Genomic DNA, 22,708 nt, shown 5'->3' on the forward strand with positions numbered 1-22,708 from the left:
ACGTCAGAAAAGTTGACTCTCACAATAAAAGTAACCATACTAGTTACACGAATTCATAAAAACTATTCACATATCCACAAATAGGAGGAAAAACAATGAAACATGTAATCGTTTATGCACACCCAAATACCGAAAGCTTCAACCATGCGATTTTAGAAACGGTAAAAAGTGAATTAGAAGAAAAAGGTCATGAAGTACGCGTTCGCGATCTATACGAATTAAACTTCAATCCAGTATTAGGCGCTTCCGATTTCATCTCATTTTCTCAAGGAAACACACCAGAAGATATTAAAGAAGAACAAGAGCATATCTCTTGGGCTGATAGCATTACATTCATTTACCCAGTTTGGTGGGCGGGTCTTCCTGCTATTTTAAAAGGATACGTTGACCGTGTATTTAGCCACAGCTTCGCTTATGCTTACGGTGAAAATGGTATTGAAAAGTTATTAAGCGGTAAAAAAGGCTTATTATTATCTACAATGGGAAATTCGAAAGAAGCATACACAGCAGGCGGGATGTTTGATGCAATGAAAAAAACAACTGATGCTGGTATTTTTGAATTTACGGGCATTGAAACACTTGAGCATACATTCTATACAAGTGTTCCTTCTGTGGATAATGCTGTGCGTAAACAATATCTTGAAGAAGTTAAAGAAGTAGTGAATCGCGTATTTTAATAAAAAAACTCCGGTTATAACAACCGGAGTTTTTATTTCATTATCAATTTCGGGATATATCTTTGAAGTATACTTTCTAATTCACTCACATCTTCCTATCTAATAAATAAATTCACATTGTCATTCATTTTTTCTCGCCCGCGATATAAAAATATATTTTCTTTTGGATTTTCCCATGTTGATGTTTTATAGCCTTTTAATTCTTCGTATGAATAAAAGTTTAATCCGTCTACTACACCTTTTTCATATATTTGTACACTTTTAATAAGATGGATAGCTATTAAAGTCATAAAACAACTTGCTACAACATAACTACCCGACTGAATAAGAAACTGTTCAGCTGTATCAATATCGCCACTTACGTACTGAGCATATATATACATACATTGTCCAATGAAATATGCTGGCCCAAGTAACGCAATCCACCGTCTCTTCACTCGAGGATACATTGCAATAAGTTTTCCCGCACTTTTTTTCATTTCATTTATTTTATATACCTTCCATAGAACAAAGAACAAAACACATAATGCCAAAACAAACATAATGCACGACATCCAATACACTCTTATTCCCTCCCTTCTATATCATTGCATACAAATTTTACATTTCATATAACTGTAATACATATGCAATTGTGCATAAAAAAAACAGGTAACCTCTTCCGGTTACCTGCATTTCATTACATCTTCTCAATCCACTCCGTCAAGTTATGCACAACTTGCGTCGGTTGTACTTCATATTCTGTTAACTTCTCCACAGTTGTGACTCCAGTGTGGACAAGAAGGGTATGCATGCCCGCATTTACTCCAGCTAAAATGTCTGTATCGTAGTTATCCCCAACCATTAATGCCTCATCTTTTCCTATGCCAAGCACTTTTAACGCTTGTTCCATAATGATTGATTCTGGTTTACCAATAAAGATTGGGTCCACACCTGTTGATACTGCAACAACTGATGTTAATGAACCGTTACCTGGTAATAATCCGCGCTCAGTTGGAATAGCAATATCCCCATTTGTAGAAATAAATGTTGCGCCGTTACGCACAGCAAGGCAAGCTTTTGCTAATTTTTCATATGTGATATCACGATCTAAACCAACAACAACGAAATCAGGATTTTCATCCACAAGTTCAAACCCTTTTTCCACAAGAGCAGCATGTAAGCCCTCTTCACCAATCATATATACAGTTGCATCTTGTTTACGCTCATAAATAAAGTTCGCTGTAGCCATACTCGTTGTGAATACTTGCTCCGCTTTCGCTGGAATATCGAAACGAACAAGCTTTTCTGCAACTTGTTCTGGTTTACGAGTTGAATTATTTGTAACGAATAAATATGGAATACCGCGCTCTCCTAACGCTTTTACGAAGTCGCTTGCTTCTTCAATTTGCTCTTCACCGCGATACATCGTACCGTCTAAGTCAATTAAATAGCCTTTATACATCTGTTTGTCTCTCCTTCTATGCTAACGTTCTCACCTATCATACCACTCTTATATTAACCCCTTTTTCAAAAGAAAAAAACGCTTTACCTTAAAGCGTCCCATAACGTTCATTTTTTCTCTTTTATTTGGTACGAACAATTACAATCGCCTTCACACATGTTCGTTAACGCTTTCACATTTGCACCTGCAAATAAACGCTTGTACATATCTTTTTCATCTTCACACACTTGCGGGAATTTCTCCGCTATTTCCTTTAACGGACAGTTTTGCTTTTCAAGTATGAAAGAGCGTTCCCCATCTCTCTTTATTTGAACCATATAACCATTTTTTTCTTGCATAGCAGCTATTTCTTGTACTTTATACGCTAAATTACTTTGGTTACTTATCTTCTTTTTTAACTGTTCTTCCATTCGTTTCGTTCTCGCTTGTAAAACATAACGAAGTATTTTTTCATCGCCCATTCGAGCTAAATCATCTAATATTTCAATAGCAAACTGCTTATATTCTTTCGGGAATGTATCTTCTCCCTTTTGACTTAGTCCATACAAATATGTTGGGCGTCCAACATGCTGCCTTACCATCTTTGAATAAATTAGCTCATCATTTTCTAGTTTACTTAAATGTCGACGAATCGCCATCTCTGTAATCTCTAAAGCTTCGGCTAATTCTGCTACAGTATGCTCGCCCTTCACCTTCAATAATTGTATAATTTCTTCTTTCGTAGTACGTGCTTCCCCCATAGCTCACCCTTCTCCCTTTTCTCTCTCATATACAATATAAGATCCCCAAAAAGTATTCCCGGGGATCTTATAAGCATAATTATTCTGGTACAAATGCAGATACAGGTCCTAATTCCTTTTCTAAATAACTGCGAATATTCGCTGGGTATTTCTCTACCACTGCGATATGTTTTTGAATCGTCTTATATAACTCATCATGATTCATTTGAATGTAATCTTGCGTAAGCATTTTTCGAAGAAGGATAACTTCCTTCATTCCTTTTCCTTCTTCTGCACTTATGACTCTCTCGTCAATTAAAATATCGATAATATCTTCGTAACTTCCTGGATCGCGCATAATAAATCCATCAATCATCGCATTTCCTACATCTAATACACAATCAATAATTAGATGAGCTATGCGCTCTAATGCGTAAAACTCAAACTCGGTTTCATATATCTTTTTCTCTTGAAATGTATTTGTTGCTCGTTCTAAACATACTAGCATTTGTTCTATTTTCTTTCTGTCTACAAAATACATGAATGTCACCTACCTGGAAATTAAAGCATTTACATTTTAATTGTAACGCTTTCTTCTGAAAAAATCGACAATTTTTCGAATTCACCTTTTCTCCGTTATTTGTTATAGTTATATTTGTATGATTTTTGAAATTGGAGGAATGCAATCTTGGAACGTGAACTCGCACTAGAAATTGTCCGTGTAACAGAAGCAGCAGCCTTAGCATCCGCACAGTGGATGGGCCGCGGAAAGAAAAATGAAGCAGATGATGCAGCAACTACAGCTATGCGTGATATGTTCGATTCAGTAAACATGGCAGGTACAGTTGTAATTGGTGAAGGAGAACTTGATGAAGCACCGATGTTATATATTGGTGAAGAACTAGGAACAGGTAACGGTCCAGAAGTAGATATCGCCGTTGACCCATTAGAAGGCACAAACATCGTTGCAAAAGGTCTTGCAAATGCAATGGCAGTTATTGCAATCGCGGATAAAGGAAACCTTCTTCATGCTCCTGATATGTACATGGAAAAAATCGCGGTTGGTCCAAAAGCAGCTGGTAAAATTAGCTTAGATGATCCAATTGAAAAAACAATTGAAATTGTAGCAGAAGCTAACAATAAAAAGATTCGTGATCTAACAGTTATCGTTCAAGAACGTGAACGTCATCAAGATATTATTGACCGTGTTCGTGCAAAAGGTGCACGCGTGAAATTATTTGGTGATGGCGATGTTGGTGCATCAATCGCAACAGCTTTACCTGGAACAGGTATCGACTTATTCGTAGGTGTTGGCGGAGCTCCAGAAGGCGTTATTTCTGCAGCAGCATTAAAATGCCTTGAAGGTGAAATGCAAGCTCGCTTAGTTCCAATGAACGAAGAAGAAGAAGCTCGTTGTCGTGAAATGGGATTAGAAGATCCTCGTCAACTTCTTATGTTAGATGACTTAGTATCTGGTGATGATGCAATCTTCTCAGCAACAGGTGTTTCTGCTGGTGAGTTATTAGACGGCGTGAAATTCCTTGGCGGAGATTTAGCTGAAACATATTCTATCGTTATGCGTTACAAAACAAGAACAGTACGTTTCATTAAAACGCATCACCATTTAGATCATAAACCACACTTAAACTTAGATATTTAATAAAGGAGCCATGTGTATGGAAGAACGTTTCTTTCTGTACGACGATACAGTCGCTACAAAAACTCGTTTCGTTAGCTTTATGGGGGAAAATGAGCGTCATGATTTAGCGCTTCTATACTCCGATCGTCATTACGGTAAAACGATAGTCCTTGATATGCAGAGCAACAAATTTGCTATCATCGGTCCTGACGATTTAAACGAACCAGGCTACTTAGAGCATGCATTTTCTATGTCTGAAGAAATTGCAGAAGAATTACGCTCATTTTTATTTGAACTTATATAATTTATCTTGTGCACCAGCTATTTTAGCTGGTGTTTTTTTATGGTTTATATTTTGAATTTTCAATCTTATATGTTATACTTATGAACAAATCTATTTGGATAGAAAGGACGTTATCTACGTATGCCAACATATACTTTGTAATGGACCAGCAATTGGATAGCATTACTCTCAAAAAAGCACCGTGCTTTTTCAAGGGAGTAGTCTGCCCATTCCCATTACAAAGGAACGTAACGCATCTGTAGTATGATGTTTACGGAGGTTCCTCTTGGGGGAACCTCTTTTTATTTTTGTCTACTTCTTATGTCTTCATACTACAAGATATCCAAATAGCTGTATTACGTTCCTTTACCACTAATATAAGAGGTGAAGGAAAATGCAGAAAGTACAACTTTCTTGGAGTTTATATGAAAACGAACTAGCAACAATCGAAAAATATTGTAAAAATTGCAGGCGTACTACCCTTTTTACCGACACGAACATTCGCAGGCATAACGCAAACGGAAAGAACATATACCGATTTGCAATTTATAAATGTCCGAAAAATCATACGTGGAATCAAAAACTTCATATTTATAAATCATTTACTGATCACGTCGAAACTGTCGATATGACTCAGCAAGAACAAACGGAAACAAGTACTACCATTTCCATTACACAATACAAAGAAAGTGGTATAGCCGGAATAACGATCGTATTAGACATAGTTTTCGGTTCCCACCGGATTGATAAAGTGTTATCCACATATATTTCAGATTGGAGCCGTGCACTCATTGTGGAGAAAATTAAAGATGGGTATATCCAATTGAATGGACAACAAATGAAACCAAACAAAACGCTTTCTGAAGGTGATCACATTTCAATTTGTTTGTAAGGAGGACTCCCATGTTAACGGTGAGAAAAGGTACGATTGATTTATTGAATGACTTAGATGTACTGTATACAGCCTCCTCATAATTGGTATAATTGCTATAAAAAAATCCTCTTACAATCGTAAGAGGATTTTTTTATTTCTTCACTTTTCGTAATACAAAATGTGCACAACCGAAGTTACAGTACTCGTATAAATACTCTGATAAAGTACTAATTTTCGTATCATATGTCGAACGTTGATTACTATCATCAAAGAATCCGCGCAATCTAAGTTGCTCATAACCCCAGTCTCCAACGATATAATCATATTTATTTAAAATTTCTGCATAGCGCTCTTTAAATGCTTCTTCACTAAAACCGTCACGAAAGTTTTTAATTACTTCGTACTGAACATTATTAACGCTCACCGTAGTATGAATCTCTTGCTTTTGCTCCATTATGAACTTCCTCTCTAAGCATTCTTCTTTTTATCGTATCACAAAGCATAACAACCAACAATTTCAAATACAAAAATTTGCAAATTAGTGCATGCTATGGAGAAGGAGGTGATACATCGTGAAAAAGCAAATTATACTCTCTCTCCTCACTCTTTCCTTATTTGCAGGCTGCCAATCAACTAATAAAGCCGAAATGGAGCGTGAAGAAGGAAGTCGTGTTCTTGTTTCCAATAAAAACGACATGTATCATACGGAAAATACAAATACACGGCTCACAAGGGTTGGCTATTCATCTAAACAAAAACATGAAGTATCTAACAAACAAGTAGGAGCAATTAACCGTGAGAAAGTCGCTGAAATGATTACAAGCATGACAGTTAAACTTCCTGACGTTGCAAATGCTGCTACGCTCGTTACTGACGACGAAGTATTCGTTGTATACCGTGCCAACACAACGGATCCGAAACTAGTAGCGGATCAAGTATATAAAACTGCTTTGTCCATCATTCCTCGCTATTATAAAGCATATGTATCAACAAACCAAAAGTTGATTTCTCAAATTCAAGGCCTTCAATCCGGTAGCTTAAACGATACAGAATATGAACAAAGTCTTGATATGTTAAAACGTGAAATGAGTAAAAACCCTCATTTGAACAATACAGGGGATCAAACTTTAAATGATATGATAAAAAAATAAAAAGGTGGAAAAAACCTCCACCTTTTTTTACTATTTCTTACGATCCGCATAAGCCTCCATCGCATCACACATAAACTGCGCTAAACCTTCACCAAACTTATCAATATTTTTCGTGAAGCGCTCATCAGCGACATACATTTGGCCTAGTCCTTTAAAAGCATCTAATGAATATTCACCAAAGTTTTGCAAGTAATCGTACCAGACTCCAATTGCTTCTTGCGCCTCTTTAGAATCAGGTGCTCCATTTCGAAGTGTTGCTAGCTTTCTGTAAATATTATTAAACTCCTCCTGTTTCTCTGTAGACATACCCTTCGCTGTTTTATTCGCTTTATCTACAGCCTCATCTCCCCATCGTTCACGTGCTTCTTCTTCGTATGGGTTATGACTAAAATCAAATCCTTCAAATTTCTCTTTGTTCGTCATTTCAATCTCTCCTTTTGTATGCTGAATTGTTTTATTAATCGTCGCTATCACCTTATCCAATCTAGCGCGCTTTTCAAGAAGCATTTTCTTATGAAGCTGTAATGCCTCTTCACGGTCGAATGAAGGACTCATGATAATTTCCTTAATTTTCTTTAAAGGGAAGCCAAGCTCTTTAAAAAATAAAATTTGCTGCAATGTTTCTAAATTTTCATTGGAATACAGACGATATCCAGACTCTGTCGTCTCATCTGGGGTTAACAACCCAATTTCATCGTAATGATGCAGTGTGCGCACACTAATTCCAACTAAATTAGCTACTTCTTTTACCCTCATTGTCATGCGTATCTCCCCCTCAATATATACGATAAAGTATGACGCAACGTTAGAGTCAACAAAAAATTCATTTATTTTTTGAAAGATTCATCTCTCCACATTCTCCTACATTTCATGCATAATATATATGTACATACATTAGAAAGCGGTGAAAGTATGGTTTCAAATACTGTAATTGCCAGCATCATATTTCAACTCGTTGTTTCGATTCTGGTCCCAATTATTGTACTCGTTTATTTCCGTAAGAAATATAATATTAATTTGAAAATAGTTGGCGTTGGTGTCCTTATCTTTATCGGGTTTACCCAAATTCTCGAAACACCATTCCAATTATTCATGCGTGGTAATCCCACAACAGCTGAGTTTTTAGAGAACCCATTTATCTTTTCGATTTTCGGCGGACTAACTGCTGGTATTTTTGAAGAACTAGGTCGTTTCGTTGCCTTTTACTACTTACTGAAAAAATATCGAGATTATAAAGACGGTCTTGCGTACGGAATTGGGCACGGCGGTATTGAATCGATTTTAGTCGGCGGATTTGCTGGGCTTCAAACTCTTACCTTTGCAACATCTATTAACAATGGTAGCTTCGCTCAAATGGTTGAACAATACCCACAGTTGAGCCATATCAAGGACTTGTTAATAGAGCAACCTGCCTATTTATACTTACTTGGTAGCCTAGAAAGAATTATGGCATTAGTACTGCAAATTGCCTTCACAATGCTTGTCGTATACGCGGTAAAACAAAAGAAATACATTTTCCTCGCATACGCTATACTATTCCACGCACTTGTAGACTTTTTCGCAGCACTTTATCAAACAAAAATGATTAACATCTTTGTCGCAGAAGGAATTACTCTTCTCTTCGCGATTGGTGGTTTCATTCTTATTCGTAAAATGAAAGAGAAATTATTGAGTATGCCAGAGTAAAAAATAACCCACCAATTGGTGGGTTATTTTTTATATAGATTGTCGTAGCGATGATAGCTCTTCCCCCCTCGCAGCTCCCTCTTTGTTTCTGCATCTATAACGATGTACTTATGAAACTCATCTACTTCATCTTGAGAAAAGGAACCAAAAAAATAAACTTGGCGATCTGGATGAACAAACGAATCTTGAATCACCACTCTACTACGACAGCCGACAGCTGTTTTTTGCCGGAAGGTAAATTCTGCATCTTGTACTTCTTTCCATAAAATTTTCTTTCGAACGCTATACGCCGCATTTTTGTATTCTTTATATACCTTCTTATCCAACTGTTTATAAAACACATCTTCATTCACAAACGATTTATTTCGATTGCTCGGATATTCTAATTTTTGATTTGATTGTGCATATGCTGTGGACAATTGTACGAGAAAACAAATACTGAATACAATACATATCATTTTTTTCATAATTGCACCTCGATTTTCTATTATCCACATTACTTTTCCACATACTTAGATCACTATGCCCTTTCCAAGAAAAAGGAATCTTTTCCACATTTGTCGAAGTATATATGGTCAACTTGAAAGATGGGGATGAAATATGAAAAAAATTATTGTAATACGACATTGTTCAGCAACTGGACAAGAGCGTGATGCCGAATTAACAAACGCAGGAAGAGACCAAGCAAACACCCTTGCTACATTCCTCATAGAAAATAATCTACAAATAGATCGTATTATTTCAAGCCCTTTTGTCCGCACTATCGATTCTATTCGGCCCTATGCACTCCAAGCTAATTTACCTATTCAAGAAGATGAACGGTTAGCAGAGCGCATATTAAGCAACGTTCCAATGGATGATTGGATGCAAAAACTAGAATCCACTTTTACAAACATAGATATTGCCTTTTCGGGCGGAGAGTCAACAAAACAAGCGATGGATCGCGCCATCTCACTTATTCAGGAAGTTTTAAAACTAGAGCATGACACAACATTACTCGTTACACACGGCAACCTACTCACATTAATTTTAAAGCACTTTGATCATACTATTGGCTTTGATGAATGGAAAACTTTAACTAATCCTGATATTTATGAAATTACACTTGATGAACAATCTATCATAAAACGATTATGGGAAGCGTCATCCAAGTAATATCCCTTTCCAATACATTCAGTTGACACTGCGAGAAGATATGGCAAGACTGCAGTAAAACATAGAGAGGGGTATCATTCAATATGTACGAAGACGTACTTTCTTTACTACATAAAACAAATGCTTCTTATGAAAAATTTGAACACGAACCAGTACTCGATTATGAGACAGATCGCATCGTTCGTGAAAGGCTCGGCTTACAAGGTACTCCAAGTAAAAGCCTATTTTTAAAATCAAAATCCAGGGAGTACTACGTATTCTTTACGTTAGAGGGAACTCGTCTCAACCGAGGAGAGATGAAAGAAATAACAGGAAAAAACTTATCTCTCTGTTCTCCTGATGAGCTAAGAGAAGAGACTGGCTGTACTCCAGGATGTGTAGCTCCTTTCGGTTATTCACAAGATGTAACGATTATTGTGGACAGTTCAATTTATACTTACAATAAAATTTTAATCACACCTGGTGTACCTGAATTTACAATTGAATTATCCACAGAGGAATTAAAAAGAATCTTATCAACATGTCAAAATACAGTTTTAGAGTATAAACAAAAAGAGAGCTAATATTAGCTCTCTTTTTTCATTATTTCGCTTCTGCTGTTTTTTCTTTTGCAGAACGTACTTGCTCGTCCGCATGGTAAGAAGAACGCACAAGTGGGCCAGCTTCACAGTGACTAAATCCTTTGCTAAGCGCAATTTCTTTAAGCTCTGCAAATTCTGCTGGTGGATAATATTTAAGAACTGGTAAATGCTTCTTAGATGGTTGTAGGTATTGTCCAAGAGTTAAAATATCCACATTGTTTGCACGTAAGTCATCCATTGCTTCAATTAAATCTTCTCTCGTTTCACCTAAGCCCACCATAATGCTCGATTTAGTTGGAATATCAGGCTGCATTTCTTTTGCTCGACGTAAAAACTCTAATGAACGGTCATATTTTGCTCTAGCGCGAACTCGGTTAGATAATCGACGTACTGTTTCAATGTTATGGTTCAAAATATCTGGTTTTGCATCCATTAACATTTTTAAGTTTTCTTCTACCCCACCCATATCAGATGGTAATACTTCGATTGACGTAAATGGATTTTTGCGACGAACAGCGCGTACTGTTTCAGCAAAAACAGCTGCTCCGCCGTCCTTTAAATCATCACGTGCAACCGCTGTTATAACAACGTGCTTTAAGCCCATTTGTACTACTGAATCTGCTACGCGTTCTGGCTCTTGTAAATCAAGCTCAGTTGGCAAGCCTGTTTTAACCGCACAAAAACGACAAGCACGTGTACAAACCGCACCTAAAATCATAAATGTTGCTGTTTTCCTTACAGCCCAGCATTCATGAATATTCGGACATTTCGCTTCTTCACAAACGGTATGAAGATTCTTAGAACGCATCATTTTCTTTAAGCCTGTATAGTTTTCATTCGTGTTTAACTTAATTTTCAACCATTCGGGCTTGCGCTTATACTCTGTTTGTTTTGTCATGGTTATCAACTCCGCACAATATGAAATAGTTTACCGTGTTCGCTTCTTTCAATGTAACATATCTATTCTAACGTATGAAAGCGATTTGCTCAAATGAAGATTCTAAGATTTTTTCCAATCGTTCCCTATAATGAAATACTCCGTATATCCCACACTAAAAAGAGTGATGTTGTGAAAGGAGTCTATTTCATGCTTCGAAAAATTTCTCTTTTGCTTTCGATTTGCTTTCTTCTCCACCAAAACATCGCTTACGGTGAAGATAATCAGCAAAGCATATATGAAAAGCGCATGGCACTATATAAAGAAACTGAGCAATCTTCAGGCATTCCGTGGTATTACTTAGCTGCAATGGATCAATACGAAAGAAACATACGGAGCGTAAGAAAGGATATTCCGAAAAAACCAGATGCCATCATTTCCCTTTATTTCAAACCTGAAATATGGGCTGGACCTGTTAATAGTAACGATACTCTCCCCCATACGATTTCTCTATTTGGCGGAATGGGTTTAGATGGTGACAAAGATGGATTTGCAAATTCAAATAACGACCGTGATCTTCTGCATACAGCAGCAACTATTTTAAAGAAACAAGGAACGTCAGAAGACCATATTAACATTATGCTTTGGGAATATTATAGACGTGCAAAAACAGTTGAATTAATTACAGAATACGCCCGAATTTATAAACATTATGGACGTATTAATTTAGAAGGAAATGCTTTCCCTCTCCCGATCCGCAGTGACAATAGCTACCGTAGTACTTTTGGAGCTGGAAGAAGTTTTGGCGGGAGACGAATTCATGAAGGAACCGATATCTTTGCCGGATATGGCGTACCCGTAAAATCCACTTGCTATGGCGTCATTGAAACAAAAGGATGGAATCGTCTTGGCGGATGGCGCATTGGTATTCGTGACCTTCATAATAATTATCACTATTACGCTCATTTAGGCGGGTTCTCTAAAGAAATACAGCTCGGACAAATTGTCGAGCCAGGAAAAGTAATCGGATTTGTCGGTAGTACTGGCTACGGTCCTCCTGGCACAGCTGGAAAATTCCCGCCCCACTTACATTTCGGCATGTATAAAGACAATGGCTACACAGAATGGGCTTTCGATCCGTACATGCATTTAAGCCTCTGGGAACGAAAAGAACGAGCAAATACAAAACGATAACCGTAGCGAATTGCTACGGTTATTTTTTTATTTTTTTATATTCGCTAACTATCCGTTTTCTTTTTATCTGGTACAACAACCCCGCCACTTCCGTAATAAGTAGGCACCTCACCTTGAACGATGCGCGTTGCAATCGGAATGTTTTGCTTCACCTTAATTTCTTTCGTGCGTAACGGAATCATAACTTGTAACGTCACTTCCACTTCCATAATAATTTTGATCGCTGTATTATTAATTCCTTGTGGCTCAACTAACTGTTTAATATCCGTATTCACATGACCAATTGGCGTAAAATTAATCGGAATATCCGGTCCTATATTACCAAGAAGCACATTATCAGTTATGCGCCCAAAAGGAACTGACATAGATACCCCATTCTCTTCAAAAATACCAAGTGCTTTCGTATCCCCTTTTTCTACTTGTTGTAAATATTTTTCTATGTATGCAGTAGTCGATGTTAATATTTCATTTACTTGTTTTGTATTTAGATCAATTGTAGATACCTTCCCGTTCCTATCCGTTTGTACTTTCATTAATGAATCTACATCAAACCCTTCATTAATTCTATCTTTTACCGCTTTCGTCATAACTGCTGTTGCCATTTTATGCGTCTCTGTTTCTCCATACTTAATTAATGTTGGCTGAATACTTTTATTTACAATCCATAAACCTTGAACTATCATTATGATAAAAATGATAAACGAAATAAGCAGTATATACCGAAAGGAAATCGGTCCCCTTCGAAACCGCGAATTTTTCGAACGAAATATGCCCATAAGAAAACCCTCCTTCTTATATTATTTCTATGCAAGAAAGAGGGACGATATATGCTTATCTCATTTTTAATAGTGCATCTTTTCCGATTGTGCCGGCCGTAATACCTAAAGCTTCGGCTTCAATCGTTACTGATTCTAGCGGTGCTTCAAGAAGCTGTTCAATCGTTCTTACACCAACCGCACGGCCAGCAATAATTCCTCGATCACCTAACTTCTCATTTAAAAGACCTACATCTAATGCACCGCACATAATATATCCTTTATCGCTCATTACAGCTAGCAAATTTGTCTTTGGAAGTTTGACGCTAACCGCAATAAACGTATAATTATTGATTATAATTGGCTCCACATTAACCATAGTGCACACTCCTCTCTTTCTTATCTGTATGACAAGAGAAAAATGAGTGTTACAAGTTAACTAGCCTATAGTTTGACGGAAGATGTATGAGTTATCAACACGTCTGTTAACACATCTCTAAGTAGTTCTGGCATATAATATTGTTTGTCAGAAAGTGTGGATAGCTCTGGGTATAAGTATCCGAATGTAAACATATCAATCGTTCCTACCGTATATATACGATCTAATTCCAGCGATTCCCCGTTAATCGATACATCTTCCAGTAAAATTTTATTCCCAGGAATCGTATCTGGAATAACTTCTACACCAGCGTAAATCATTTTCCCCATCACTTTTCCACGAAATCCGAATCCTTTTACCTCAAGGTTCTCCATATTCGGGCGACGTGCTTTCAAAATAACTTCTCTTAACGTTTTCCCTGGTACTTTTAATAAACATGGATTAATGGGATGTGGACAAATTCTGTGAATATCTCCGCGCGTCACAACACCTTCTTCTAATCCTTCAAGAAGTACCCCAGCGTTCACCATTCCAATCTCTGCACCGCACCACGTTTTCAGCGCATTTGCTAACATATGCGAAAACGATGTCTCCTGAAACCAATCGACCGGTAATGATTCCTTTAAATGAACGACAGGCTCTGCCATAATATGTTTACTTTCTTCCTGCAGCAATTCAATTGTGGATAACGGTTTGCTATAAGCACCTAAACGTTCGGTCTTAATCGCCCTACCGTCCTTTTTCAACAGCTTCTTCGTCTCTTTATCCACAGTGAGTTGAACGTGCCCAACGTAACGTCCCCACTTTTCACAACAACAAAGTAAAGTATTATTCATAAGAACACCACGCTCAAATAAATGATGCGTATGTGCCCCTAAAATAACATCTATATCATAATGCTCCGCCATATACTCATCCATGCTTTTTCCAAGATGAGAAAGGACGACTGTAATATGAGCCTCATCTCGCACTTCTTCTAAAATAGACTCTAAATGGATAAGTGGATCTTCAATATGCCAATCGAGCATATGATAAAACTCTGGATACGCAACCGTTAATCCGATAAAGGCAATCGTAATCCCATCTGTCGTTGTATGTAATTTATAAGGCTTTGCCCACGCTGGACGTACACCTTCTTTTTCAAATAAGTTCGCGACAAGCACCTCAAATCCAGCATCATCATATAGACGATTCAAATGCTCTTTCGCTAACGTAATTCCTTCATTATTTCCGATCGTTACATAATCATATAACGCCTCATTTAATAATTTTGTATTCCCAAGTCCATTTGTCGCCTCCGAAATACTATGAAAACGATCCACATGATCGCCAATATCCACAGTTAAAACAGTCTCTCCCGCTTCCTGTCTTCGCCTTTTCTCCCCTTGTACAAACCGAGAAATTTGCGGCCAATTTTCAAAATGACTATGTATATCGTTTGTATGATAAAGGTGGATGATTGTTTCTTTATTTATATTCAGAGAAAAAACCTCCTCTCAGTTCCTTACTGCCATTTACGCTATACGTACGCAATAATCCTGTAAATACTTTTCGTCTTTTCTTGCTATTTTACATTGTACTCGCATTATAAGAAAAAGCCAAAGATTGCCCTTTTAATATGGAAAACTTTATTTTTTCTAATCTGTGGATTAGTTGGAGGAGGATTTTCTTTGTAGTCGGTGGTGGGGACCTATTTGTCAGGAAGTTTGTTGGATTGATTGGCGAAGAGCTTTTTGCTGCCTCCTAGATGGAGTATTACCCTACACATATACCTTGTAATACGACATATGTCGTGTTACAATCTCATCATAAGGTGGTGAACCATAAAATGGATAAAGAGATATTAAAAGGAAGTATTGATATTTTACTTCTCTCCATCATTAAACAGCACGATACGTACGGATATGAAATTATTCAAAGGCTAAAAGAAAACAGCAATGATCTATACACAATGAGCCAAGGTACACTCTATCCAGCACTCAAACGTTTGGAACAAAAGGATTTAATAAATTCATACTGGGGTGAATCTGAAACTGGTATGAAACGAAAATTTTATCGCATTACTACGAACGGAAAGAAAAGTTTAGAAGAAAAACTAACAGCATGGGATTCAGTTACAGCTCTTATTAAAACTTGTCAGAAAGGAGCTTTAAATTAATGACGATTGAAGAATACATAAAAAGTATTGTTCAAAAAACAAACCTATCGCAATCTGATAGAGACGAACTATACTTTGAAATTTATGATCATCTTACAAGCTTAAAGCAAGAATTTCTCGATCAAGGAAAATCTGAAGAAGAAGCTACTACATTAGCCATTCAAAATTTTGGAGAAGCCTCTACTTTAGGAACTGAAATTGAAAAAGCGATGCAATCTTCCACGCAAAAATATGTACAGTGGATTGGCTGGGGATTATTTTTACCGTATTCTTTTATTTTATTATTTAAACTGTTGCTCGGGAGGCCAGCCGTTTACTTTGATAGTCTGAAGTACTTCTTTGAAACAGGCGACTGGCACTTTATACACGGCGGATTAATAAACTTAGTTCCGCTCAAAAGTACAATCCGCTATTTAAATGGATTCGATCTAACACATCTACTAGATCCTTATAATATAGACATCGTACTTATGAATACATTAGGAAACGTCATCATATTCATCCCATTCGGATTCCTTCTACCTTTATTATTTAAACAAATAAACAATGTAAAAATGGCATCCAAAATTTTTATTAAGTTTATTTTATTAATCGAATCGTTACAACTCCTTACTTTTAGTGGTATTTTCGATATCGATGACATCATACTGAATATGCTAGGTGCTTTAATTGGATATGGTTCTTTCGTTGGGATGAAACATATTTGGGAGCGTATTAAATCTGTGGATAAGGTGGATACGATTTAGGTTCGAGGGTATCCCAGCCTGCCCTGAACCCAGCACAACATAAAAAAGCGCCCCGCACAGCAGGGCGCTTTCTTCATACATATATTAGCCGATAGAACCTTCCATCTCAAACTTGATTAGGCGGTTCATTTCAACTGCGTATTCCATTGGAAGTTCGCGAGTGAATGGCTCGATGAAGCCCATTACGATCATTTCTGTAGCTTCTTGCTCAGAAATACCGCGGCTCATTAGGTAGAATAATTGTTCTTCTGATACTTTAGATACTTTCGCTTCGTGCTCAAGTGAAACGTAATCGTTTTTGATTTCGTTATAAGGAATTGTATCAGATGTAGATTGGTTATCCATGATTAACGTGTCACACTCGATGTTAGAGCGAGAGTTTTTCGCTTTTGGTCCGAATTGTACGATACCACGGTAAGTTACTTTACCACCATGCTTCGCAATCGATTTAGAAACGATTGTTGAAGATGTGTTTGGTGCTAAGTGAATCATTTTCGCGCCAGCATCTTGGTGTTGGCCTTTACCAGCAATCGCGATAGATAATGTTAAACCACGAGCGCCTTCGCCTTTTAAGATAACTGCTGGGTATTTCATCGTTAATTTAGATCCGATGTTACCGTCAATCCATTCCATCGTTGCGTTTTCTTCACAAACCGCACGTTTTGTAACTAGGTTATATACGTTGTTCGCCCAGTTTTGGATTGTTGTATAACGGCAATATGCATCTTTCTTAATGATGATTTCTACTACCGCACTGTGAAGTGAGTTAGTAGTGTAAACAGGTGCTGTACAACCTTCTACGTAGTGTACGTGTGCGCCTTCGTCTACGATGATAAGCGTACGCTCGAATTGTCCCATATTTTCAGAGTTAATACGGAAATACGCTTGAAGTGGTGTATCAACTTTAATACCTTTAGGAACGTAGATGAATGATCCACCAGACCAAACTGCAGAGTTTAATGCAGAGAATTTGTTGTCTGTTGGTGGGATTACTTTTCCGAAATGCTCACGGAAAATATCTTCGTTCTCTTTTAATGCGCTATCTGTATCTTTGAAGACGATTCCTAGAGCTTCTAGGTCTTCTTTCATGTTGTGGTATACAACTTCAGATTCGTACTGTGCAGATACACCAGCTAAATATTTTTGCTCAGCTTCAGGAATACCTAATTTATCAAATGTCGCTTTAATTTCCTCAGGTACTTCATCCCAAGACTTCTCAGATTTCTCAGATGGTTTTACGTAGTACGTAATTTCATCGAAATCTAAGTCGTTTAAGTCGCCGCCCCATTGTGGCATTGGCATTTCATAGAACTTATCCAGTGATTTTAAACGGAAGTCTAACATCCACTGTGGTTCTTCTTTCATACGTGAAATCTCTTCAACGATTTCTTTTGTTAAACCGCGTCCAGCACGGAAAATCGAAACGTCTTTGTCTTTGAAACCATATTTATAATCGCCGATATCTGGCAGTTGCTTCGCCATGTTGGTGTGTCCCTCCTTAGATAACCTCGTTTTTAGGAACCTTTAACATTACTTATCTTCGTTTAAGCCCTTTTCTAACGCTTTCCACGCTAATGTTGCACATTTAATACGTGCAGGGAACTTGCATACGCCTTGTAATGCTTCAATATCTCCTAAATCAATGCTGTCATCATACTCTTTTCCTAGCATCATGTCAGAGAAAATTTTAGAAAGCTTAAGAGCCTCTTCAATTTTCTTTCCTTTTACTGCTTGTGTCATCATTGAAGCTGAAGACATTGAAATTGAACATCCTTCGCCTTCAAACTTCGCTTCTTGTACAATACCCTCTTCTACTTTCATCGTAAGTTGAATACGATCGCCGCAAGTTGGATTGTTCAAGTTAACGGTAACACTATCTTCTAGCACGCCATGGTTACGAGGATTTTTATAATGATCCATAATAACTTGACGATATAACGTATCTAAATTATTAAATGACATTTGTGAAATACTCCTTTGTCTTGATTAGCGATTCAACAAATGTATCAATTTCTTCTTTTGTATTATATAAATAGAAGCTTGCACGTGCTGTAGAAGAAGCTTTTAGCCACTTCATAAGCGGTTGTGCACAGTGATGTCCTGCGCGAACCGCAATGCCTTCTACATCTAATACAGTTGCTACATCGTGAGGATGTACGTCTTCAATATTAAATGTAACTAGACCAGCGCGATGCTTTGGACCATAAATTGTAACGCCATCTACTTCTGATAGTCTTTCTAAAGCGTATTGCGCTAATTCATGTTCATGCTTTTCAATATTATGAAGACCGATTTCTTCTAGGAAATCAATTGCCGCACCAAGTCCGATTGCATTACCGATAATCGGTGTACCTGCTTCGAACTTCCACGGAAGCTCTTTCCAAGTAGACTCTTGTAAGTCTACGAAATCAATCATTTCACCACCAAATTCAATTGGTTCCATATTGTTTAGCAATTCTTTCTTACCATATAATACGCCGACACCTGTTGGTCCGCACATCTTATGAGCAGATAATGCGTAGAAATCACAGTTTAAATCTTGTACATCCACTTTCATATGAGGTGCACTTTGTGCTCCATCAACGATCATGATTGCACCGTTTTCATGTGCGATTGCTCCGATTTCTTTTACAGGGTTAATCGTTCCAAGTACGTTTGACACGTGCATAATAGAAACGATTTTTGTATTCGGTGTAACTGTTTGACGAACATCTTCTAAAGAAATTGTACCGTCTGGTTGAAGCGGAAGGTATTTTAAAGTTGCGCCAGTTTTCTTCGCAACTTGTTGCCACGGAATGATGTTACTGTGGTGCTCCATGTAAGAGATGACGATTTCATCGCCTTCTTTTACATTATCAAGACCATAGCTAGCTGCTACTGTATTTAATGCAGTTGTCGTTCCGCGCGTGAAAATAATCTCTTCCATTGATTTCGCGTTAATAAACTTGCGAACTTTCTCACGTGCACCTTCATACGCGTCGGTAGCTTTCGTACCGAGCGTATGAACACCGCGATGCACGTTAGAATTATATTCTTTATAGTAACGTTCTAACGTTTCAATGACTTGAATTGGTTTTTGAGAAGTTGCTGCACTATCGAAATAAACAAGTTGTTTGCCGTTCACTTTTTGATCAAGAATTGGAAACTGTTTGCGTATTTCATGAATATTCATTAGCGAACTTTCCTTTCAATTACCTCAACAAGCTGTGCTTTTACTCCTTCAATTGGAAGCTCATTTACTACAGGTGCTAAGAATCCATGGATGACTAAACGTTCTGCTTCGCGTTTTGGAATACCACGGCTCATCAAGTAGTATAATTGGTACGGATCTACGCGGCCTACTGAAGCTGCGTGACCTGCCATTACATCATCTTCGTCAATTAAAAGAATTGGGTTTGCATCCCCGCGAGCTTTCTCGTCTAACATAAGAACGCGAGAAGATTGTTGTGCATTTGATTTAGATGCACCGTGTTCAATCTTACCAATTCCGTTAAAGATAGATGTTGCACTATCTTTTTGTACACCGTGTTTTAAGATCCAACCTTCAGAGTGTTTACCGAAGTGAACAACTTTAGTTGTAAAGTTTTGTGTTTGGTTACCACGGCCAATTGTTACTGTTTTCGTATCAGCATATGAACCGTCGCCCATTAAGTTCGTAACGTTCTCTGAAATTGTGTTTCCATCATTCATAAGGCCTAAAGCCCAATCAATACGGCCGTCGCGTCCAACAACACCGCGGCGGTTAACGTAAGTTGTTACGTCTTTTGCTAATAGATCAACCGCACCGAATTTCACTTGTGCGCCTTGTTCCACGATTACTTCTGCTACGATATTTGCAATACCTTTAGCATTTTCATTTGCAACGTAGTTTTCTACATAAGTTGCAGTACTGTTCGCATCAGCTACGAATAATACGTGGTTATATACATTAGCTTCTTCGCCGTCTACTAAGAATACAGCTTGAAGTGGAGTTTCAAGAACAACGTTTTTCGGAACATATACGAATGCACCGCCGTTGATTAATGCAGCATGAAGTGCAGTTAGACGATGCTCGTCTACTTTCACGCCATCTTTCATTAAATACTTTTGTAATAATTCAGCATGCTCTGTTGCAGCTGTTACGATGTCTGTAAAAATAACACCTTTTTCTTTTGCTTCGTCTGCTAAAGAAACGAAAGCAGTTGTACCAGTACGTTGTACTAATACGCTGTTATTTTCATCAATTAAGTTTTTCACTGCTTCTGGAAGCTCTGTTAAAGAACTTACAGGCTCTTGCTTAGCAGCGTCGCCTTTTCCGATAAAGTCCCATTTTTCAATTTTCGTTTTATCAGGCGTTGGCATTGGAAGTTCAGTTGCTTGTGCAAGAGCTTGTAAGCGGAACTCAGTCAACCAAGCAGCTTCGTTTACTTCGCTTGCGCGCTGACGGATTGTTTCTTGATCGAAAGGTAATGTACCGATTGTCATGTTTATGCTCCTCTCTTACGCTTCTTGCTCTGCTGTTTCGTCTTCAATACCTAATTCTTTTTTAATCCAGTCGTAACCTTCAGCTTCTAGACGTTGTGCAAGCTCAGGGCCACCAGATTTAACGATACGACCGTTCATCATAACGTGAACGAAGTCTGGAGTGATGTAGTTTAATAAACGTTGGTAATGCGTAATCATTAGGCAACCGAACTCTTCGCCACGCATTTGGTTAATACCTTTAGATACAACTTTTAATGCATCGATATCAAGACCTGAGTCGATTTCATCTAAGATTGCGATTTTTGGCTCAATCATCATTAATTGAAGAATTTCGTTACGTTTTTTCTCTCCACCAGAGAAACCTTCGTTTAAGTAACGTTGTGCCATTTCTGGATCCATTTCTAGGAATTCCATGTTTTTATCTAAAGTACGGATAAATTTCATAAGAGAAATTTCATCGCCTTCTTCACGACGTGCATTAATTGCAGAACGTAAGAAGTCCGCGTTTGTTACTCCACTAATTTCACTTGGATATTGCATTGCTAAGAATAGACCTGCTTGTGCGCGCTCGTCTACTTCCATTTCTAATACATCTTCACCGTCGATGATGATGCTACCTTCTGTTACTTCATACTTTGGGTGACCCATAATTGCAGAAGATAAAGTTGATTTACCTGTTCCGTTAGGTCCCATAATTGCGTGGATTTCTCCACCTTTTACTTCAAGGTTTACACCTTTTAAAATTTCTTTACCGTCGATTGATACGTGTAAGTCTTTAACCGTTAATGTAGAACCAGCCATCTCAATACCTCCATTAATCCTCTATATACATTTTAAAAATTCCTAAAACGTTCATATTCTCATTTTATTCTCATTCTAATTTTATATCAAATAAAATGATATCGCAAACGACGAAAAAAAGTAACAATTTTTTCACAAATGTATATAAGTATTTCCCTTGCATCCTTATATGATACACCTTTCTTCTTATTTATATAAAGAAAAAAGGACTGGTAATTTTCCAGTCCTTCCCTTACATTTATTCACTTACCGGAAGTACAGCACCTTTATATTCTTTATTAATAAAGTCCTGAATTTCTTTTGAATGTAGTACTTCTACTAGTTCTTTAATCTCTTTTTTCTTCTCGTCACCTTTACGAACTGCGATAATATTTGCATAAGGAGAGTCTGATCCTTCAATTGCAATTGCATCCTTTGTTGGATTTAATTTCGCATCAATTGCGTAGTTTGAATTAATAAATAAAGCATCACCTTCATTGTTTTCGTACAGCTTCGGTGAAAGTCCAGGCTCTACATCTGTTTTAAACTTTAAATTTTTCGGGTTTTCTACAACATCTTTTACTGTTGCCTTAACAACATCTACACCATCTTTTAATTTAATAACGCCGCCTTTTTGTAATAACGCTAACATACGGCCACGCTCAGCTACGTTATTACTCATAATAACTGTTCCGCCATCTGGCAAATCTTTTAAGCTTTTATATTTCTTAGAATAAATGCCCATTGGCTCTAAATGAATCTTTCCTGCATTTACAATTTTGTATCCTTTTTCTTGAATCTCTTTATCTAAGTAAGGAATGTGCTGGAAGTAGTTCGCATCAATTTCTTTATCCGCTAACGCTTTATTCGGCAGAACATAGTCCTGGAATTTTTTAATCTCTAATTTAATACCTTTTTTCTCTAATATCGGCTGTGCTTTCTCTAAAATAACAGCGTGCGGTACGTTAGAAGCTCCAACGACAAGCTTATTCTCCTCTTTCCCCCCGCAGGCAGCTAATGTAAATACAGATAGCGCTGTAACAACTGACAGTATAATCTTTTTCATATGATGTCCCCTTCTCCCCTATAGTTATGTAGTTATAGTTAGAAAAAAGAGCCGGCGTAGACCAGCCCTTCTTCAAACAA

At 37.5% G+C, this 22,708-nt stretch carries 27 protein-coding genes and 1 pseudogene; 11 read left to right on the forward strand and 17 right to left on the reverse strand.

Annotation, left to right across the window (positions count from 1 at the left end):
• Positions 1 to 95 precede the first annotated feature (95 nt).
• Positions 96 to 677: an NAD(P)H-dependent oxidoreductase gene (locus tag MRBLBA3_RS03495; RefSeq protein ID WP_363379762.1), complete on the forward strand. Its 582-nt coding sequence runs from the start codon at positions 96 to 98 to the stop codon at positions 675 to 677.
• A gap of 32 nt (positions 678 to 709) precedes the next feature.
• Here the strand turns inward: MRBLBA3_RS03495 and MRBLBA3_RS03500 are convergent.
• From MRBLBA3_RS03500 to MRBLBA3_RS03515, 4 genes and pseudogenes are all read right to left on the reverse strand, one after another.
• Positions 710 to 1,240: pseudogene (locus MRBLBA3_RS03500) on the reverse strand (iron ABC transporter substrate-binding protein).
• Positions 1,241 to 1,356: 116 nt separating this feature from the next.
• The gene (locus tag MRBLBA3_RS03505) at positions 1,357 to 2,121 is read right to left on the reverse strand and encodes a TIGR01457 family HAD-type hydrolase (RefSeq protein ID WP_212088397.1); all 765 of its coding nucleotides are present in this window, start codon (positions 2,119 to 2,121) and stop codon (positions 1,357 to 1,359) included.
• 107 nt (positions 2,122 to 2,228) lie between these two features.
• Positions 2,229 to 2,861: a helix-turn-helix transcriptional regulator gene (locus MRBLBA3_RS03510; RefSeq protein ID WP_212088398.1), complete on the reverse strand. Its 633-nt coding sequence runs from the start codon at positions 2,859 to 2,861 to the stop codon at positions 2,229 to 2,231.
• Between the two features lie 79 nt (positions 2,862 to 2,940).
• On the reverse strand, positions 2,941 to 3,381 hold the full coding sequence (locus MRBLBA3_RS03515; protein WP_097809378.1) for a DUF86 domain-containing protein: 441 nt from the start codon (positions 3,379 to 3,381) through the stop codon (positions 2,941 to 2,943).
• Positions 3,382 to 3,528: 147 nt separating this feature from the next.
• Between MRBLBA3_RS03515 and glpX the strand changes: the two genes are divergently transcribed.
• From glpX to MRBLBA3_RS03530, 3 genes are all read left to right on the forward strand, one after another.
• A complete protein-coding gene (glpX, locus tag MRBLBA3_RS03520; RefSeq protein WP_000439096.1) occupies positions 3,529 to 4,500 on the forward strand; it encodes a class II fructose-bisphosphatase in 972 nt (323 codons plus the stop codon).
• A gap of 16 nt (positions 4,501 to 4,516) precedes the next feature.
• Positions 4,517 to 4,783: a DUF3055 domain-containing protein gene (locus MRBLBA3_RS03525; protein ID WP_000392612.1), complete on the forward strand. Its 267-nt coding sequence runs from the start codon at positions 4,517 to 4,519 to the stop codon at positions 4,781 to 4,783.
• A 373-nt stretch (positions 4,784 to 5,156) separates the two neighbouring features.
• Entirely contained in the window at positions 5,157 to 5,654 is a 498-nt protein-coding gene (locus MRBLBA3_RS03530) for a cytoplasmic protein (RefSeq protein ID WP_363379765.1), read from the forward strand.
• A 133-nt stretch (positions 5,655 to 5,787) separates the two neighbouring features.
• On the opposite strand, the gene MRBLBA3_RS03535 is transcribed toward MRBLBA3_RS03530, so the two are convergent.
• Positions 5,788 to 6,090, reverse strand: a complete 303-nt coding sequence (locus MRBLBA3_RS03535; protein ID WP_000435944.1) for a YutD family protein — start codon at positions 6,088 to 6,090, stop codon at positions 5,788 to 5,790.
• 118 nt (positions 6,091 to 6,208) lie between these two features.
• On the opposite strand from MRBLBA3_RS03535, the gene MRBLBA3_RS03540 reads away from it, so the two are divergent.
• On the forward strand, positions 6,209 to 6,787 hold the full coding sequence (locus MRBLBA3_RS03540; RefSeq protein ID WP_363379768.1) for a YhcN/YlaJ family sporulation lipoprotein: 579 nt from the start codon (positions 6,209 to 6,211) through the stop codon (positions 6,785 to 6,787).
• A 30-nt stretch (positions 6,788 to 6,817) separates the two neighbouring features.
• Here MRBLBA3_RS03540 and MRBLBA3_RS03545 read toward each other — a convergent pair whose 3' ends face one another.
• Complete coding sequence (locus tag MRBLBA3_RS03545; protein WP_016130789.1) at positions 6,818 to 7,549, reverse strand: MerR family transcriptional regulator; 732 nt, start codon at positions 7,547 to 7,549, stop codon at positions 6,818 to 6,820.
• A gap of 108 nt (positions 7,550 to 7,657) precedes the next feature.
• Between MRBLBA3_RS03545 and MRBLBA3_RS03550 the strand changes: the two genes are divergently transcribed.
• The gene (locus MRBLBA3_RS03550; protein WP_363379770.1) at positions 7,658 to 8,473 is read left to right on the forward strand and encodes a YhfC family intramembrane metalloprotease; all 816 of its coding nucleotides are present in this window, start codon (positions 7,658 to 7,660) and stop codon (positions 8,471 to 8,473) included.
• A 23-nt stretch (positions 8,474 to 8,496) separates the two neighbouring features.
• Here MRBLBA3_RS03550 and MRBLBA3_RS03555 read toward each other — a convergent pair whose 3' ends face one another.
• Positions 8,497 to 8,940, reverse strand: a complete 444-nt coding sequence (locus MRBLBA3_RS03555; protein ID WP_363379772.1) for a hypothetical protein — start codon at positions 8,938 to 8,940, stop codon at positions 8,497 to 8,499.
• A 133-nt stretch (positions 8,941 to 9,073) separates the two neighbouring features.
• Here MRBLBA3_RS03555 and MRBLBA3_RS03560 point away from each other — a divergent pair, with 133 nt between their 5' ends.
• Both MRBLBA3_RS03560 and MRBLBA3_RS03565 read left to right on the forward strand, forming a co-directional pair.
• Positions 9,074 to 9,628: a histidine phosphatase family protein gene (locus MRBLBA3_RS03560; protein ID WP_363379773.1), complete on the forward strand. Its 555-nt coding sequence runs from the start codon at positions 9,074 to 9,076 to the stop codon at positions 9,626 to 9,628.
• An 83-nt stretch (positions 9,629 to 9,711) separates the two neighbouring features.
• Positions 9,712 to 10,191, forward strand: a complete 480-nt coding sequence (locus MRBLBA3_RS03565; protein WP_363379775.1) for a YbaK/EbsC family protein — start codon at positions 9,712 to 9,714, stop codon at positions 10,189 to 10,191.
• 19 nt (positions 10,192 to 10,210) lie between these two features.
• Here the strand turns inward: MRBLBA3_RS03565 and lipA are convergent, their stop codons facing one another.
• Positions 10,211 to 11,107 (reverse strand): lipoyl synthase, encoded by an 897-nt coding sequence (lipA, locus tag MRBLBA3_RS03570; RefSeq protein ID WP_000166375.1) that lies wholly within the window; start codon positions 11,105 to 11,107, stop codon positions 10,211 to 10,213.
• A gap of 189 nt (positions 11,108 to 11,296) precedes the next feature.
• Here lipA and MRBLBA3_RS03575 point away from each other — a divergent pair, with 189 nt between their 5' ends.
• Complete coding sequence (locus tag MRBLBA3_RS03575) at positions 11,297 to 12,280, forward strand: M23 family metallopeptidase (protein WP_363379776.1); 984 nt, start codon at positions 11,297 to 11,299, stop codon at positions 12,278 to 12,280.
• Positions 12,281 to 12,324: 44 nt separating this feature from the next.
• On the opposite strand, the gene yunB is transcribed toward MRBLBA3_RS03575, so the two are convergent.
• The 3 genes from yunB to MRBLBA3_RS03590 all read right to left on the reverse strand — a co-directional run bounded on the left by yunB (position 12,325) and on the right by MRBLBA3_RS03590 (position 14,895).
• Entirely contained in the window at positions 12,325 to 13,056 is a 732-nt protein-coding gene (gene yunB, locus MRBLBA3_RS03580) for a sporulation protein YunB (protein WP_363379778.1), read from the reverse strand.
• A 55-nt stretch (positions 13,057 to 13,111) separates the two neighbouring features.
• Positions 13,112 to 13,414: a YunC family protein gene (locus MRBLBA3_RS03585; protein ID WP_000248472.1), complete on the reverse strand. Its 303-nt coding sequence runs from the start codon at positions 13,412 to 13,414 to the stop codon at positions 13,112 to 13,114.
• 65 nt (positions 13,415 to 13,479) lie between these two features.
• On the reverse strand, positions 13,480 to 14,895 hold the full coding sequence (locus MRBLBA3_RS03590; protein ID WP_363379890.1) for a bifunctional metallophosphatase/5'-nucleotidase: 1,416 nt from the start codon (positions 14,893 to 14,895) through the stop codon (positions 13,480 to 13,482).
• Positions 14,896 to 15,242: 347 nt separating this feature from the next.
• Between MRBLBA3_RS03590 and MRBLBA3_RS03595 the strand changes: the two genes are divergently transcribed.
• Both MRBLBA3_RS03595 and MRBLBA3_RS03600 read left to right on the forward strand, forming a co-directional pair.
• Positions 15,243 to 15,572 (forward strand): PadR family transcriptional regulator, encoded by a 330-nt coding sequence (locus MRBLBA3_RS03595; protein WP_363379780.1) that lies wholly within the window; start codon positions 15,243 to 15,245, stop codon positions 15,570 to 15,572.
• Positions 15,572 to 16,318 carry a VanZ family protein gene (locus tag MRBLBA3_RS03600; protein WP_363379782.1) on the forward strand — a complete coding sequence of 249 codons (747 nt, stop codon included), beginning with the start codon at positions 15,572 to 15,574 and terminating at the stop codon, positions 16,316 to 16,318. The genes MRBLBA3_RS03595 and MRBLBA3_RS03600 overlap by 1 nt, the downstream gene beginning before the upstream one ends.
• A gap of 84 nt (positions 16,319 to 16,402) precedes the next feature.
• Here the strand turns inward: MRBLBA3_RS03600 and sufB are convergent, their stop codons facing one another.
• The 6 genes from sufB to metQ form a co-directional block, all read right to left on the reverse strand.
• Positions 16,403 to 17,800, reverse strand: coding sequence for a Fe-S cluster assembly protein SufB (sufB, locus tag MRBLBA3_RS03605; protein ID WP_001118829.1), 1,398 nt, complete (start codon positions 17,798 to 17,800; stop codon positions 16,403 to 16,405).
• 48 nt (positions 17,801 to 17,848) lie between these two features.
• Positions 17,849 to 18,280: a Fe-S cluster assembly sulfur transfer protein SufU gene (gene sufU / locus MRBLBA3_RS03610; protein WP_002089369.1), complete on the reverse strand. Its 432-nt coding sequence runs from the start codon at positions 18,278 to 18,280 to the stop codon at positions 17,849 to 17,851.
• Positions 18,270 to 19,490 carry a cysteine desulfurase SufS gene (gene sufS / locus MRBLBA3_RS03615; RefSeq protein ID WP_001020757.1) on the reverse strand — a complete coding sequence of 407 codons (1,221 nt, stop codon included), beginning with the start codon at positions 19,488 to 19,490 and terminating at the stop codon, positions 18,270 to 18,272. The genes sufU and sufS overlap by 11 nt, the downstream gene beginning before the upstream one ends.
• The gene (sufD, locus tag MRBLBA3_RS03620; RefSeq protein ID WP_000152177.1) at positions 19,490 to 20,782 is read right to left on the reverse strand and encodes a Fe-S cluster assembly protein SufD; all 1,293 of its coding nucleotides are present in this window, start codon (positions 20,780 to 20,782) and stop codon (positions 19,490 to 19,492) included. Before sufD ends, sufS begins: the two co-directional genes overlap by 1 nt.
• Before the next feature lie 15 nt (positions 20,783 to 20,797).
• Complete coding sequence (gene sufC, locus MRBLBA3_RS03625) at positions 20,798 to 21,583, reverse strand: Fe-S cluster assembly ATPase SufC (RefSeq protein WP_000929162.1); 786 nt, start codon at positions 21,581 to 21,583, stop codon at positions 20,798 to 20,800.
• A 238-nt stretch (positions 21,584 to 21,821) separates the two neighbouring features.
• Complete coding sequence (metQ, locus tag MRBLBA3_RS03630; RefSeq protein WP_016130793.1) at positions 21,822 to 22,628, reverse strand: methionine ABC transporter substrate-binding lipoprotein MetQ; 807 nt, start codon at positions 22,626 to 22,628, stop codon at positions 21,822 to 21,824.
• Positions 22,629 to 22,708: the final 80 nt, after the last annotated feature.

Origin of the sequence: Bacillus sp. LBA3-1-1.1 (genome assembly GCF_040676495.1) — a bacterium.
Taxonomy (GTDB): domain Bacteria; phylum Bacillota; class Bacilli; order Bacillales; family Bacillaceae_G; genus Bacillus_A; species Bacillus_A nitratireducens.